At 71.6% G+C, this 15,558-nt stretch carries 11 protein-coding genes; 6 read left to right on the forward strand and 5 right to left on the reverse strand.

Translation table 11 applies throughout. From position 1 onward, the window contains the following. Positions 1-19: 19 nt before the first annotated feature. The 5 genes from HUT12_RS09095 to HUT12_RS09115 all read right to left on the reverse strand — a co-directional run bounded on the left by HUT12_RS09095 (position 20) and on the right by HUT12_RS09115 (position 8,750). A complete protein-coding gene (locus HUT12_RS09095; RefSeq protein ID WP_176093097.1) occupies positions 20-2,494 on the reverse strand; it encodes an AAA family ATPase in 2,475 nt (824 codons plus the stop codon). Next, entirely contained in the window at positions 2,494-3,642 is a 1,149-nt protein-coding gene (locus HUT12_RS09100; protein ID WP_176093098.1) for an exonuclease SbcCD subunit D, read from the reverse strand. Before HUT12_RS09100 ends, HUT12_RS09095 begins: the two co-directional genes overlap by 1 nt. Before the next feature lie 35 nt (positions 3,643-3,677). Continuing rightward, positions 3,678-5,483 carry an ATP-binding protein gene (locus HUT12_RS09105; RefSeq protein ID WP_236145592.1) on the reverse strand — a complete coding sequence of 602 codons (1,806 nt, stop codon included), beginning with the start codon at positions 5,481-5,483 and terminating at the stop codon, positions 3,678-3,680. 160 nt (positions 5,484-5,643) lie between these two features. Beyond that, positions 5,644-7,947 (reverse strand): hypothetical protein, encoded by a 2,304-nt coding sequence (locus tag HUT12_RS09110; protein ID WP_176093099.1) that lies wholly within the window; start codon positions 7,945-7,947, stop codon positions 5,644-5,646. 56 nt (positions 7,948-8,003) lie between these two features. After that, positions 8,004-8,750 (reverse strand): pyrimidine reductase family protein, encoded by a 747-nt coding sequence (locus HUT12_RS09115; protein ID WP_131051778.1) that lies wholly within the window; start codon positions 8,748-8,750, stop codon positions 8,004-8,006. Positions 8,751-8,900: 150 nt separating this feature from the next. Between HUT12_RS09115 and HUT12_RS09120 the strand changes: the two genes are divergently transcribed. The 6 genes from HUT12_RS09120 (at position 8,901) to HUT12_RS09145 (ending at position 15,497) form a co-directional block, all read left to right on the forward strand. Continuing rightward, the gene (locus HUT12_RS09120; protein ID WP_131051777.1) at positions 8,901-9,446 is read left to right on the forward strand and encodes a plasmid pRiA4b ORF-3 family protein; all 546 of its coding nucleotides are present in this window, start codon (positions 8,901-8,903) and stop codon (positions 9,444-9,446) included. 268 nt (positions 9,447-9,714) lie between these two features. Continuing rightward, positions 9,715-11,001 carry an ABC transporter substrate-binding protein gene (locus tag HUT12_RS09125; protein WP_131051776.1) on the forward strand — a complete coding sequence of 429 codons (1,287 nt, stop codon included), beginning with the start codon at positions 9,715-9,717 and terminating at the stop codon, positions 10,999-11,001. Positions 11,002-11,120: 119 nt separating this feature from the next. Further along, positions 11,121-12,086 carry a carbohydrate ABC transporter permease gene (locus HUT12_RS09130; RefSeq protein ID WP_131051775.1) on the forward strand — a complete coding sequence of 322 codons (966 nt, stop codon included), beginning with the start codon at positions 11,121-11,123 and terminating at the stop codon, positions 12,084-12,086. A 10-nt stretch (positions 12,087-12,096) separates the two neighbouring features. Beyond that, on the forward strand, positions 12,097-12,939 hold the full coding sequence (locus HUT12_RS09135) for a carbohydrate ABC transporter permease (RefSeq protein WP_131051774.1): 843 nt from the start codon (positions 12,097-12,099) through the stop codon (positions 12,937-12,939). Beyond that, a complete protein-coding gene (locus tag HUT12_RS09140) occupies positions 12,936-14,369 on the forward strand; it encodes a GH1 family beta-glucosidase (protein WP_131051773.1) in 1,434 nt (477 codons plus the stop codon). The genes HUT12_RS09135 and HUT12_RS09140 overlap by 4 nt, the downstream gene beginning before the upstream one ends. 81 nt (positions 14,370-14,450) lie before the next feature. Then, positions 14,451-15,497, forward strand: coding sequence for a LacI family DNA-binding transcriptional regulator (locus tag HUT12_RS09145; protein ID WP_176093100.1), 1,047 nt, complete (start codon positions 14,451-14,453; stop codon positions 15,495-15,497). The last annotated feature ends 61 nt before the right edge of the window (positions 15,498-15,558 follow it).

The raw sequence follows: 15,558 nt of genomic DNA on the forward strand, positions 1-15,558 counted from the left end.
TGCGCTGCACTCCTCGCGCTCACCGGCCGGTCCGCTCGATGCGGGCCGAGCGGGCGTCCTTACGGACCTCGAAGCGGACCGGGATGCGTTCCGCCAGGGCTGGCACGTGGGTCACCACGCCGACCATCCGGTCACCCCGGGCGGCCAGATTCTCCAGGGTGGCGGCGACCGTGTCGAGGGTGGCCGCGTCGAGGGTGCCGAAGCCCTCGTCCAGCACGATCGACTCCAGGCTGGCCGCCGTGGTGGACATCCCGGCCAACTGCTCGGAGAGCGCCAGCGCCAGGGCCAGGGACGCCTGGAACGTCTCACCGCCGGAGAGGGTACGCACACCCCGGCGCAGCCCGGCGTCGTAGTGGTCGACGACGAAGAACTCGCCCTTGTCGTGGACCAGGTCGTACTGCCCGCCGGAGAGTTCCCGCAGGATCCCCGAGGCGCCGTCGACCAGCAGGTCCAGCGCCTCGGCCAGCAGCCACCGCTCGAAGTTGTTGGCGCGCAGGTGCCCCGCCAGCGCCCGCGCCACCTGCGCCTGGCGTTCGTGCTCGGCCCGCTGGGCGCGCAGCTCCTCGGCCTGGGTGCGGCGTTCGGTCAGCCGGCGCAGGTCGGCCTCGGCCCGTTCCACGGCGACCGTGGCGGCGCGTACCGGATCGTCGGAAGCGGGCATACCGGCGGCGGTGAAGATGCCCGCGATCCGGGCCGCGACCTCGGTGGCCACCGCCTCGGCCGCGGCGACCGACTGCGCCGAACCGGCCCGCTGCGTCCGGCGCTGCCGCACCTGCTCGTCGGCCCACTCCGACAGCGTCGTCCACGCGGCGGCGACGTCGTCCCGGTCGGCCGCCGGTGGTCCGAACCGGGCCACCCCGTCGCGTACCCCGTCGAAACGCCGCCACGCCGACCGTAGGCGCTCCTGTGCCGCGTCCAGCGTGCCCCGGGCCCGCCGGGCGGTGTCCCGACCGGCCCGCACCCCCGCCGCCGCCTCGTCGAGTGCCTGCCGCAGCCGCGCGTGCTCGGCCACCGTCGCCCGCAGCGCCTCGGCGGTGGCCGCCCCGGCCAGCCGTTCGTCCACCTCGGTGAGGCGGGTCCGCAGTCCGTCCTGCTCGGCGCGGGCCCGCAACAGCACCCGTTCCAGGTCCCGGGCGGCCGAGTCGCGCTCGGCCAGCAGCCGCTTGGCCGCCTCGCTGGCCGCCCGCGCCGCCTTGCCGGCCGCGACCGCCTGCGCCACCGCCGAACCGGCGGGCATCGCCGGCACCCGGGCGACGGTCTGCTCGCAGACCGGGCAGGAGTCGCCGTCGCTCAGGTGCGCCCGCAACGCCGCCGCCTGGTCGGCCGCCTTCGCGTCCTCGTGGGCCTGGAACGCCGCCGCCAACTCCGCCTCGGCCCGGTCGGTCGCCGCCCGCGCCTCGGCCAGCGCGCCGGCCGCCGCCTCGTGCTCGGCACCGGCGGTCCGCACCACGGCGCGTACCTGCTCCGCCTCGGCGGCGAGCCGGTCCCGGTCGGCGTACGCGCGCAGCAGCATCCGCAGCGCGCTCTCGTCACCGGCGGCGGCCAACTCCCCGCGCAGCTTCTCCTCACGCTCCTCGGCCAGCGACACCGCGCCCGCCGCCGCGTCCGCCTCGGACCGCGCGGCGTCCACCGCCCGGGCCACCTCGGCCACCCCGTCCGGCGCCCGGACCTCGCCCAGCACGGTCAACTCGGCGTCCAGCGCCGCCAGCGCCGACCCGGCCTCGCGCACCGTCGCCCGCGCCGCGTCCAGCTCCGGTACGGCTGCCGCCACCGCCTCCGCCAACTCCCGCATCCGGCCAACATGGTCGGTGACCTGCGCCAACGTGGCGTCGTCGGCGTCGGCGAGCCCGGCCAGCAGCTGGTCGACCGTCTCCAGTCTGGCCTCGGCCTGCCCGGCGCGGGCGGTGGCCCGCTGCTGCACCTGCTCGTAGACGCCGAGACCGAGCAGGTTGACCAGGATCTGCTGCCGGGTCGCGGGACGGGCGTGCAGGAAGTCGGCGAACTGCCCCTGTGGCAGCACCACGCAACTGGTGAACTGCTCGTACGGCAGACCCACCGCCTCCAGCACGGCGGTCTCCATCTCGGCCGGCGTACCGGCGACCACCTCGCCCAGGTCCTCCGGGCTGAGCCCGGTGTCCAGCTTGGTGACGTCGAAACCGTCGGGCATCAGTTGCAGACCGGCGTTCGCGGTCTTCGCGTTGCCCCGGCTGTCCCGGCGCACCACCCGGGTGGCCACGTAGCGGGCCCCGCCGGACTCGAAGACCAGCCGGACCCGCGCCTCGGTCGACGACGGGGCCAGCGCGTTGCCGAGCCCGCGCGCGCCACCCCAGCGCGGCACCGTGCCGTAGAGCGCGAAGCAGATCGCGTCGAGCACCGTCGACTTGCCCGAACCGGTCGGCCCGACCAGGGCGAAGAAGTCGGCGTCGGTGAAGTCGACGGTGGTCTCGTCCCGGAAGACGGTGAAGCCCGCCATGTCCAGCCGCATCGGCCGCATCAGTGCTCGACCTCCTCGATCAGCTCGTCGAAGAGTTCCCGGACTCCGTCGTCGGCGTGCCCCCGGTTGTCCAGGTAGTCGGCGAAGAGTTGACGGGGCGACCGGCCGGCCCGCTGGGCGACCCGGGTGCCGCTGCCCGGCGCGGGCACCAGCTCCGGATCGATGCGGATCTCCAACGCGCGGGGGAGCAACTCCTGCACGTCCTCCCGCAGCCCGGCCCGGGGCTGCTCGCGGACGTACACCCGCAGCCAGCCCTCCGGCGCGGTGATCTCGGCGAGCTGGGCCAGCGTGCCGCGTACCGTGTGCAGCGCCGTCGCCTCCTCGACCGGCACCTCCCGGACCCGTGCCGCCGTCGTGGCGGTCACCTCGACCAGGGTCACCGACGGGACGTTCTCCTGCTCGCCGAAGTCCACCGCCAGCGGGGCGCCGCTGTAGCGGATCGGGCACGGCCCCTGCACCCGCTGGGCGCGGTGCAGGTGCCCCAACGCGACGTAGTGGGCGGTGCCGGGGAAGACCGTGGCGGGCACGGCGTACCCGAGCACGGTGTGCGCGTCCCGCTCACCGCCACCGGTGCTCGCGCCCACCACGGTCAGGTGCGCGGTGACCAGGTGCACCCGGTCCGGCTCGTCGAAACCCTCGGTCAGCCGGGTGAGGATGCGGCCCAGGTGGTCGGCGTACGTCTGGTTGGTCTCGGCGGCGGTCAACTCGTACATCTCCACCGCGCGGATCGCGTACCGCTGGGACAGGAACGGCAGCGCGGCCAGCCGCCAGCGTTCCCCGTCGGCGGTGGTGCCGTCCACGACGTGCTCGGCCGGATCCTCGCGGACCGCACCGCGCAAGGTGATGCCGGCGGCCTCGGCCCACGGGCGCAGCGCGTCCAGCGCCGCGCCGTTGTCGTGGTTGCCGCCGATGGCCACCACGTCGGCGCCGGTGCGGCGCAGCGCGGTCAACGCGCGGGTGACCAGGCGGGTCGCCTCCGCCGTCGGCGCGGCGGTGTCGTAGAGGTCGCCGGCGATGACGACCAGGTCGGGCCGCTCCTGGCGGGCGATGTCGATGACACCGGCCAGCACCTGCTTGTGCTCCTCGGCCCGGGACTGCCCCTTGAGGACCTTGCCCACGTGCCAGTCCGAGGTGTGCAGGATCTTCACGGGTAGCCCTCTCCTCGTGGCGAAGACGATGTCGTCTAGAAGGGGATGTCGTCGTCGGCGCTGCCGCCGCCGGAACCCACCACGGCGAACGGGTCGGCGGACTGGGTGATCGAGCGCAACGTCTGCGACGGTGCCGCACCGGCCTCGGAGACCCGGGTAGCCCAGGCCGGGAACGGGAACTCCAGGCAGAGCGGCACCGGGATGTCGGGCTGGTTGACGAACATCGTGCCGGGTTTGGCCAGCAGCGCCCGCTGCCGTTGCGCCGGGGGCAGGAAACCGTACTCGGGGCGGGACGCCTCGGCCGGGTCGAGCCGTCCGACCACCCGGATCGCCGAGTTGGTGACGATGCGCCGCTCCACCTCGCTGGCGGTCTGCTGCGCGCCGATCAGGATCACCCCGAGCGAGCGGCCCCGCTCGGCGATGTCCAGCAACACCTCCTTGATGGGGGAGGAGCCCTCGCGGGGGGCGTACTTGTTCAACTCGTCGAGCACCACGAAGAGCAGCGGCTTGGCGCCCTGCTTCTCCTTGTTGTCGAACTCGGTCTTCAGGGTCACGCCGACCACGAAGCGCTGCGCGCGATCCGGCAGGTTGTGCAGGTCGACGACGGTGACCTGGGCCGACTCGGCGGTGTTGATCGAGTGTGGGCGGCGGGTCGCCAGGTCGCCCCGGATCAACCGGGACAGGTCCTTCTTGCTGCCGATCAGCCGCCGGGCGAAGGCGTTCACGGTGCCCAGGCCGACCGCGCTGCCCGCCCAGTCGCTGCGGGTCTCGTCGTCGCTGAGCTGCTCGACGATGTGGTCGACCAGGTCGGCGTACGTGCCCAGGCGCACCCCGTCGACGCTGACCCCGCCGTCGGCGGGCTGGGCGTAGCGGGCCAGGTGCGCGGCGACCGAGTGCACCACCATCGTGTACTGCTGCCGCTCGTCGTCGGCGTCGGCGAAGACGTACGGCAGCAGGCGCTTCTCGCAGAACTCGGTCAGCGTCCAGTAGAAGCTGTCCACCCCGGTCAGTCGGTTGTGCACGTCGGGCGTGCCGGAGGAGTCGCCGACCCGGGGTGGGGCGTACACCCGGACGTCCGGGAAGGCGTCGGCGACCAGGCCGAGCCGGGCGTACGCGGCCCGGGTGGGATCGTCCAGCCGGGCGTTCGGGTGGTCGAGGAAGAGCAGGTCCTCGCCCTTGACGTTGAAGATCAGCGCCTTGGCGTTGACCGCGTCCCCGCCGAGCTGGCCGGAGCGGAACACCGAGTAGAGCAGGAAGGTGGCGAAGCTGGTCTTGGTGGCCACCCCGGAGATGCCGGAGATCGACACGTGGGCGCCACGGGTGCCGTCGAGGAAGTCGGCGTTGAGGTAGACCGGCACCCCGTCGCGCCCGGTGCCCATCGGGACGCGTCGCTCCATCCGGTCGAAGTGCAGCGCCCGGGCGCGCGCGTCCCCCTCGGCCCGGTGCACCACCGCGCCCGGGTGCGGCGGCACGTAGAACTCCGGGTCCACCCGGGTGGTGGTGATCTCCGCTGCCTCCTGCACCTGCGCCGGCAGCGTGCCGTCGGCGATGGCGAACACGTCGGAGTCGAACTGTGCGCCCTCGTGCCGCGCACGGACCTGGGTGACCACCCCGGCGATGGTCACCGGCTCGCGGTCCGGCAGCTCCCGCCGGGTCACCACCACGTCGTCGAGCTGGAGGTAACTGCCGGGGGCGACCGCCGTCCAGAACTGCAGCGGCGTGGCGTCGGCGGTGCCGAGCACCCGACCGACCCCCTCACCCGGGCCGTCGAGCCCGCCCGGGTCGACCCCCTCGCGCGGGCCGTCGAGCTCGCCCGGGCGGTGGATCCCCTGGTCAGTCATCAGACGGCTCCGGTCGGCTGGTCGTCGCGGTCGGCACACACGCCCTGCATCCTGCCGGAGGAGTACGACAGGCCGCCACGCGACGCGGCGGAGACCACGCCCCGGCCACCCGCCGGGCGCGTACGGCGACCGACCGTGGACCCTGCGTGCCGGTGGCCGCCTACCGGTGTCGTCGTGGCGGCTGCCCGGTCGGGTCGAGCCGCCCGGCCAGCTCGTGCACGGCCGCCTCGTACCCCCGGTCGGTGTGGTACGGCCAGTGCTGGTCGATCGGGGGCGGGACGGTGTCGTCCGGGTCGACGACGACCGCGCGGGGATCGCGGAGCCGACGGTCGACCGTACCGGCCGGCCCCGACACGCGTGGACGCTCGCCCGGGTGGTGCGCGGAGAAGATCGGCCCGCCCACCGGGTCGGTGTCGCGCCACAGGTTCACCCACCGCCAGCCGATCCGATCGCCCAGCTCGTGCAGGGTCGCGTCGCCGAGGAAGGCGGGGAAGAGGCGGGCGTAGAGCCGGTGCAGCGGGCTGCCGTGGGTCAGCAACGCCACCCGCTGCCGCACCGAGTCCGGCAACTGGAGCAGCGTGGCGGCGGCGAGGACGGAACCGTGACTGTGCCCGGAGAGCACCACGTCGCCCCGGGCGGTCAGCGCGGTGACCCGCTTGGCCAGCTCCGGCACGGCCCGCTCGGCGTAACAGGGCGGCGCGAACGGATGCACCGTACGCGGCCAGAACGTGCCCAGGTCCCAGATCACCGCCACCGTGCGCCGGGTCTCCTCGGACCGGTACGAGAGCACCCCGAGCACCAGGATGCCGAGGCCGACCAGCCCGATCACGTACATCCCGACGTCGGTGGCGATGGCCAGGTTCGTGGTCGCCGTGCCGTCGGTGTGGATCATCCGTCGGCTCAGGTCCGACGGTCCGATGCCGATCAGGTCGAGCCCCACCGCGGCCACGCCGATCAGCGAGAGCACCAGGAAGACGATGAAGGCCGGGGTGAGCTGCTCGGCGATCGCGGCCCGGGCGACCACCTCGCGGACGGCCCGGCGTCGGTTCACGGCCTCCGGCGGCACGTCGGGGAAGTCCCGCCGCACGACCTCCTCGGCCATCCGACGTCGTCGGCGTCGGCTGCTCAGCACCCGCCACATGGTCGTGGCGGCCACCACCACGATCGCCACCAGGCCGGCGAGCGCGGCCCACCGGTAGGAGACGGGTGGTTCCAGCGGTGGTGCGCCGGGCAGGTTCGGCCGGGCCGGGTTCGGGATCTCGCCCCGGTCCAGGAAGTCGGCGACCCGGTAGACCAGGGCGGCGGAGAACCCGTACGCGGCGGCGATCGCCGCCGCGGCGAACACCGGCGCGGCCAGGCCGCTCAACCAGGACGTGCCCTTCCCCGCGCCGTGTCGTCGCTGGTGCAGCGTGGCGGCGGTGAGCACGGCCAGCAGGGCGGCCTGGACCGCGACCAAGGCGGCCACCGCCCCTTCGTAACCGGGCAACTGCTCACGGGGCGGGGGCGGCTCCAACGGGATCACGGTGTAGACCAGCGTCAGCACGGTGAGCCCGGTGGCCACGACCCGCACCGGGCGGATGCCCCGGAAGTCCACCGGTCCCCGGCCCTGCCCGTCGCCGACCCGGCGAGCGGGCATCGTGAGCAATACCACGCAGGCCGCGAGCAGCAACCAGGCCGCCACGAACAGCACGTACGCGACCGGGGTGGGAAAGATGTTGATCTGTGCGCCGAGCAGGATGACGTCCAGGGTGCCCAGCCCGACCGCCCGGTGGATGGCGCGCAGCCGCTGCACCACGAGCGCGTCGTTCCAGAAACCCGGACTGTCGATCCGGTCCTCCCCGTCGCCGCCCCGGTCCTGGCCGCGTGCGGCCGGGAACGCCTCGAAGACCCGGGCGGACCGCTCGCCGAGCCACCAGAGCAGCCGCAGCGCACCGATCGGGACCAGCGCGAGCAGCGCCAGGCGCGGTCCCAGCGGCAGGTACGACAGCCAGGACAGGTACGGGCGGTTCCGCACGCAGGGTTCGTAGGGCGTGCACTGCCAGCCGACGATGTCCACGGTCACGCCGACGATGGAGAGAACGAACGCGACCGTCAGGGTGGCGGCGAGCAGACGGCAGAGCGGACCGATGGGGCTGCCGCTGCCGCCGGTCGGCGGCCGGGCCCACACCGCCAGGTTGACCAGCATGAAGGGCAGCAGAAAGAGCAGCGACAGGGTACGCACCGCGCCGCCCGCGGTGAGCGCACCCCAGCGGTACGCCTCCACGTGCATCCCGCCCGGCCGGTCGCTGATCCCGAAGCCGGGGCGGGGGCGGTAGAACCCGGCGTTCGTGTCTCCGGCGACCCGGATCACCACGGGATGGTCGAGCAGCGACTCGGCGGAGGTGCCGGAGACACCGTGCACCCGTAGCTCGACCACCTCGTGTGCCAACGCCCCGCCTCCCGGCAGTTGCCGATCCGGGTTCACGGTAGTGAGCCGACCTGCGGCTACGTGGCGGATTACGGCAACTCGCCCCGGTGGCGTCAGCCTCGGGCGTAGCGCAGCAGCAGGGTGCCGTCGGCGGCGTGCAGCACGTGCCGTAGTGGCAGGTGTCGGGCGGGACTCGGGTCACCGGCGGTGATCCGACCCGCGCCCGCGCCCGCGAGCAGTGGGGCGACCGACAGGCAGACCTCGTCGACCAGGTCGTCGGCGGTGAGCGCGCCGAACAGGTGCGGGCCGCCCTCACAGAGCACCTGGTCGAGCCCGCGTCGGCGCATCTCGGCGAGGCCGGCGACGAGGTCGACCCGGTCGTCGCCGCAGGGCACCACGTCGGCCACGGTGGACAGCCCGGTCGGTGGGACGGCGTCGGACCGGGTGAGCACCAGGGGGCGTACCGGGGCGTCGGCGAAGGCGGCCTGCTCCGGGTCGAGTCGTCCGCTGGCGGAGACCACCACCAGGGTCGGGTACTCGGTCAGCCCGTGCCTCCGCCGCCAGGCACGACGGCGTTCGTCGAGCCGGATCGCCCGGTAGCCCTCGTGGCGCAGCGTGCCGGCGGCCACCAGCAGCGCGTCGCAGAGCATCCGCAGCAGCCCGAACACCCGCTTGTCGGGCTCACCGGAGAGCCCGGCGGAGTAGTCGTCGAGGCTGACCGCGCCGTCGACACTGGTCACGAAGTTCATGCGCAGGTGCGGTCGGTCGGCACGCCGGTAGAGGGCGGTCAGCGCGTCGTCGTCGACCGGCCCGGGTGACGGCTCGGGCCAGAGTGCGTGGATCGGAAGTCCGACGGTCATTCGCCGGCCGGACCGGTGACCGGAGGGGTGGGGCGAGGGGTACGGTGCTGGCAGTCGCACCAGTTACGGCCCGGACACTCGTCGTGCCGCCGTGTCCGGCACGCTCGGCAGATCATGCTGGCAGCCTATGCCGGGGGAGGATGACGCAGCATGTCACGTCAGATCTTCACGCTGCGGATGTCGCTGTCCGGGCTGCGTCCCACGATCTGGCGACGGGTCCTGGTGCCCGGTGGTTACACCCTCGACCGTGTTCACCGGGTGGTACAGCACGCGATGGGGTGGCGCGACTGCCACCTGCACTCGTTCGAGATCGACGGGGTGCAGTACGGCGAACCCGACCCCGACGGCGAGTTGGGCGTGCACGACGAGTTGGACGTACGCCTGGACGCGGCGGTGGGCAAGGGCGCCCGGTTCCACTACACGTACGACTTCGGTGACTGGTGGGAGCACGACCTGGTGGTGGAGGACGCCTTCGCCGCCGATCCGGACGAGCGCTACCCGATCTGCCTGGACGGTGAGCGCGCCGGGCCGCCGGAGGACGTCGGCGGTCCGCAGGGTTACCTACTGCTGCTCGCCGCGCTGAGCGACCCCGGCCACCCGGAGCACCGGGCGATGCGGGAATGGGTGGGTCCCGGATTCGACCCGGACGCCTTCGACGCAGGTAGGGTCAGCACGCTGCTGCGCCGACTCTGCTGATTCGTTACTCAGCGATCACGTTGAGCAGCCCCGCGCTTCGTTCGTGAGCGCGGGGTAAACATTTTCGCGGTAACGATCTGGGAACGCTCCCAGCGGGCTATTGACACTCCGGATACCTCCCGGCAATCTCATGGGAGCGTTCCCAAGATGGCGTGGATCACAGTCCCGCCCCGAGCGCCCGACACCGACAGACCAGGTCGGTGCCGGATGGCGCTGCGGCACCCCCCACCACACATAAACCAGCCTCACCACTGAAAGAGGGGTCAGGATGAGCCTCACCACGCGGCGTACCCGCCTGGCGGCAGGCGCGCTGGCGGCGGTCACCGCTGTCGGCGGTCTCGCGGCCTGCGGAAGCGACGACAGCAACACGGGCGAGGGCGGCAAGCCCGCCAAGCTGGTCGTCGACACCTTCGGCGAGTTCGGCTACGACGAGCTCGTCAAGCAGTACGAGCAGGAGACCGGCATCAAGATCGAGCTGCGGAAGACCGCGCAGCTCGGCGAGTACCGGCCGAAGCTGGTCCGGTACCTGGCCACCGGCAAGGGCGCGGCGGACGTCACCGCGCTGGAGGAGGGCATCCTCAACGAGTTCAAGGCCAACCCGCGCAACTGGGTCGACCTCAACCCGCTCGTCGAGGACCACTCCAAGGAGTTCCTGCCCTGGAAGTGGGAGCTGGGCAAGGCTCCCGACGGGCGCCTGATCGGCCTGCCGACCGACGTCGGCAGCCTCGCGGTCTGCTACCGCAAGGACCTGTTCCAGGCCGCCGGCCTGCCCACCGAGCGTGACCAGGTCTCGGCGCTCTGGCCGGACTGGAACGGCTTCCACCAGGCCGGTAAGAAGTACAAGGACGCGACCGGCAAGGCGTTCATCGACTCGATCACCGCGGTCTCGAACGGTGTGCTGTTCCAGCAGGGCAGCGACCTGTTCTACGACAAGGAGAACAACATCATCGCGGACTCCAGCCCCGCGGTGAAGGCCGCGTGGGACACCGCGACCTCGATGTCGGACATCTCCGCCAAGGCGGCGACCTGGTCGCCGGAGTGGTCGGGCGGCTTCAAGCAGGGCACCTTCGCGGCGACCTTCTGCCCGTCCTGGATGCTCGGCATCGTGGCGGACAACTCGGGTGAGGCCAACAAGGGCAAGTGGGACGTCGCGGCCGTGCCGGGCGGCGGCGGCAACTGGGGCGGCTCGTGGCTGGCCGTGCCGGAGCAGAGCGCGCACCAGAAGGAGGCGGCGAAGCTCGCCGAGTTCCTGACCAAGGCCACCAGCCAGGTCGACGCCTTCAAGCTCAAGGGCCCGCTGCCCACCAACCTGGAGGCGCTGAAGGACGAGGCGTTCCTCAGCTACACCAACGAGTACTTCAGCGACGCGCCGACCGGCAAGATCTTCGGTGAGAGCGTCGCCAAGATCGAGCCGGTCCACCTCGGCCCGAAGCACCAGGCGGTCAAGGAGAACGCGCTCGAGCCGGCCCTGCGGTCGTTCGAGAACGGGCAGGCCAACAAGGACAAGGCCTGGGAGCAGTTCGTGAAGGACGCCGCCATCCAGGGCGCCTTCTGACAGTGATTTCCCACCGGTGGCGTCCGGGGACTACCCCGGGCGCCACCGGTCGGTCCCCGTCTGGGTTGCACCCTGCGCGTGGGCCCCCTCGGAAGGGCTCCCGCCGGGAAAGGAAAATCATGAGCCTCTCGGCCACGACGGCCCCCCCGTCGAACGTCACACCACCCGGCTCCGAGCCCCCGCGTCGGCGCGGGTTCCTGCTCAACCGCCTGGATCTGAAGTACTCCCCGTACCTCTACATCGCGCCGTTCTTCCTGATCTTCGGCATCTTCGGGTTGTACCCGATGCTGCGTACCGCCTGGATGTCCCTGCACGACTGGGACATGATCGGCGACCAGACGTTCATCGGGCTCGACAACTACGCCGCCCTGATCAAGGACGACTACTTCTGGAACGCGCTCTACAACACGTTCGGCATCTTCGCGCTGTCGACCATCCCGCAGTTGCTGCTCGCGCTCTTCCTGGCGAACCTGCTCAACAGCACCCTGCTGCGCGCCAAGACCTTCTTCCGGCTGGCGATCTTTATCCCGAACGTGGTCTCGGTGGCCGCCGTCGCGATCGTCTTCGGCATGCTGTTCCAGCGGGAGTTCGGCCTCATCAACTGGGTGCTCAGCTTCGTCGGCGTCGACAACATCGACTGGGACGGCCAGCGGTGGAGCTCCTGGACCGCGATCGCGACCATGGTCAACTGGCGCTGGGTCGGTTACAACACCCTGATCCTGCTCGCCGGGATGCAGGCCATCCCGAAGGACCTCTACGAGGCCGCCTCGATCGACGGCGCCGGCCCGTGGCGGCAGTTCTGGCAGATCACCGTCCCCATGGTCCGCCCCACCCTGATCTTCGTGATCATCCTCTCCACGATCGGCGGCATGCAGCTCTTCACCGAGCCGCTGCTCTTCGCCAACGGCAGCATCCTCGGCGGTAACCAGCGGGAGTTCCAGACCCTGGCGATGTACATGTACGAGAAGGGCATCGAGAACCTCAACACCGCTGGTTACGGCGCCGCCGTCGCCTGGGCGATCTTCCTGATCATCGCGTTGATGTCGCTGCTCAACTTCCTACTCGTCCGCCGTTCGGCCAAGTGAGGAGAGAGCTGTGACCTCGGCTTCCCGGCGCCTGTGGCGCACCAGTCCGCTGACCTACATGGCGCTCGTCCTGGCGGCGCTGCTGTCGATCTACCCGTTCTACTACATGATCGTGATCGGGACGCGCACCCTGGACTCGATCAACGACGTACCGCCGCCGCTCACCCCGGGCGGTGCCTTCGGTGACAACTTCGGGCGCGTCCTCGACAACGACGCGGCCAACTTCCTCACCGGCCTGATGAACTCGGTCATCGTCTCCTCGGTGGTCACCCTGTCGGTGGTCCTCACCGGCTCGCTGGCCGGCTTCGCCTTCGCGAAGCTGCGCTTCCGGGGCCGCAACATCCTGCTGCTGATGATCGTCATCACCATGATGATCCCGACCCAGCTCGGCATCATCCCGCTCTGGGGCATGATGCAGGAATTGAACTGGTTCGGCACCCTGTACGCCGTCACCGTGCCGTTCCTGGTCAGCGCGTTCGGCGTGTTCATGATGCGGCAGTACGCCAGCCAGGCGATCTCCGACGAGCTGATCGAGGCCGGTCGGGTCGACGGTGCCAGCACGTTCCGGATCTACTGGAACATCGTGCTGCCCGCGCTGCGTCCGGCGGCGGCCGTGCTGGGTCTGCTGACCTTCATGGAGACGTGGAACTCCTTCCTCTGGCCGTACGCGATCCTCACCCCGGAGAACCCGACCCTCCAGGTCTCGCTCTCCTTCCTCTCGTACGCCTACTACACCGACTACTCCCAGGTCTTCGCCGCCACGGCGGTCGGCACCCTGCCACTGGTCCTGGTCTTCATCCTGTTCGGCCGCCAGATCATCGGCGGGATCATGGAAGGTGCTGTCAAGTCGTGAGCAACCCCGCCATCCCACCCGCGGTGGGCGTCCTCGACGAACGCGCGCCGTTGACCTTCCCGTCCGACTTCCTCTGGGGCGCGGCCACCGCCGCCTACCAGATCGAGGGCGCGGCGAGCGAGGGTGGCCGTACCCCGTCGATCTGGGACACCTTCAGCCACACCGAGGGCCGGACGGTTGCCGGGCACACCGGCGACGTCGCCTGCGACCACTACCACCGGCTCGGGGACGACGTTCGCCTGATGGCCGAGCTGGGGCTGAAGTCGTACCGGTTCTCGGTGTCATGGCCGCGGGTGCAGCCGGGCGGCACGGGCCCGGCCAACGCCGAGGGGGTGGACTTCTACCAGCGGCTGGTCGACGAGTTGCTGGCCAACGGCATCGAGCCGTGGCTCACCCTCTACCACTGGGACCTGCCCCAGGAGTTGGAGGACGCCGGTGGCTGGCCGGCCCGCGACACGGCGGCCCGGTTCGCCGACTACGCGCAGCTCATGGCGGGGGCGCTGGGCGACCGGGTGAAGTACTGGACCACGCTCAACGAGCCGTGGTGCTCGGCGTTCCTCGGGTACGGCTCGGGCGTGCACGCGCCCGGCCGCCAGAACGGTGCCGACTCGGTCCGCGCCGGACACCACCTGATGCTCGGCCACGGGCTCGCCGTCCAGGCGCTGCGCGCGGCCATCCCGAGCGCCCAGCTCGGCGTGACCGTCAACCTGTACCCGGTGACCCCGGCCAGCGACGCTCCCGGCGACCTGGACGCCGCCCGGCGCATCGACGGGCTGGCCAACCGGTTCTTCCTGGACCCGATCCTGCGCGGGTCGTACCCGGAGGACCTGGTCGCGGACCTGGCGAAGGTGACCGACTTCGCGCACGTCCACGACGGGGACCTGGCGGTCATCTCCACCCCGCTGGACGTGGTCGGCATCAACTACTACAGCCGGCACGTGGTGGCCGCGCCGGTGCCCGGCGAGGACCCGGAGGAGTACTGGCGGGCCCCGTCCACCTGGCCGGGCAGCGAGAACGTCCGGTTCGTCACCCGGGGCTTCCCGGTGACCGACATGAACTGGGAGATCGACGCTCCCGGCCTGGTGGAGACCCTGCGTCGGGTGCACGAGGAGTACACCGACCTGCCGCTCTACGTCACCGAGAACGGTTCGGCGTTCGTCGACGCGGTGATCGACGGCCAGGTCGACGACGTCGACCGGCTGGCGTACTTCGACGCCCACCTGCGCGCCTCGCACGAGGCGATCAGCGCCGGCGTGCCCCTGCGGGGATACTTCGCCTGGTCGCTGTTGGATAATTTCGAATGGGCCTGGGGTTATACCAAGCGGTTCGGGATGATCTACGTCGACTACGACAGCCAGACTCGTATCCCCAAGTCCAGCGCCAGGTGGTACGCGGAGGTGATCCGACGCAACGGTCTGGCCGCACAATAAGGCGACGGCCAGCCAGTAACGGGTGGCCCGGCACCATCGCTGAACCAGGTGCCGGGTCCGCCCATGTCGGAGGAGCAGACGATGACAACGCAGCGCACCCGGTCGCTCGGGCGCCCGACCCTCGACGCGGTCGCCGCCCGCGCCGGAGTCGGCCGCGGCACGGTCTCCCGCGTGGTCAACGGCTCCCCGCAGGTGAGTCCCGAAGCCCGCGCCGCCGTGCAGCAGGCAATCGCCGAGCTGGGGTACGTGCCGAACCGCGCGGCCCGGGCCCTGGTGACCCAACGAACCGACTCGGTGGCCCTGGTGGTCAGCGAGTCCGGTGAGCGCATCTTCGCCGAGCCGTTCTTCGCCGGCATCGTGCGCGGGATCAGCTCGGTCCTGCTGGAGACGCCGTTGCAGCTCTGGCTGGCGATGGCCCAGTCGCCGCTGGAGCGGGAACGGGTCGAGCACCACCTCACCAACCAGCACGTCGACGGGGTCCTGCTGCTGTCGCTGCACGACTCCGACCCGCTGCCCACCCTGCTGGAGGAGCGGGGGCTGCCCACCGTGCTGGGCGGACGCCCGGCCCGGATGCTGCACCCCGAGGCCCAACCCGCCTCCTTCGTCGACGTGGACAACGCCGGCGGCGCGCGGCAGGCCGTGGAGTACCTCGCCGCCCGGGGGCGACGCCGGATCGCCACCATCGCCGGCCCCCAGGACATGGGCGCCGGCCTGGCCCGGCTCGCCGGCTACCGGGACGCGGTCCGCACCGCCGGCTTCGGCGTCAACCCCGACCTGATCGGGTACGGCGACTTCAGCGAGGAGAGCGGGGCGACCGCGATGCGGCAGCTGCTGGACCGCTGCCCCGACCTGGACGCCGTCTTCGTCGCCGCCGACCTGATGGCCTTCGGCGCGATGCGGACGCTGCGCGAGACCGGCCGCCGCGTACCGGAGGACGTGGCCGTGATCGGCTTCGACGACGCGCCCATCGCCCGGCAGGCCAACCCGCCGCTCACCTCGGTGTTCCAGCCGGTCGACGAGATGGGCCGGCAGATGGCCCGCCTGCTGGTGGCCCGGATCCGCGGCGACCAGATCCCCGATCCGCACATCGTCCTGGACACCCAACTCGTCGAGCGCGCCACCGCCTGACCCTGAGTATCGCTATTGCAGATCAGTCGGCCGCTGCGGCCGGTCGACAGCCTCACCTACT

Origin of the sequence: Verrucosispora sp. NA02020 (genome assembly GCF_013364215.1) — a bacterium.
GTDB lineage: Bacteria > Actinomycetota > Actinomycetes > Mycobacteriales > Micromonosporaceae > Micromonospora.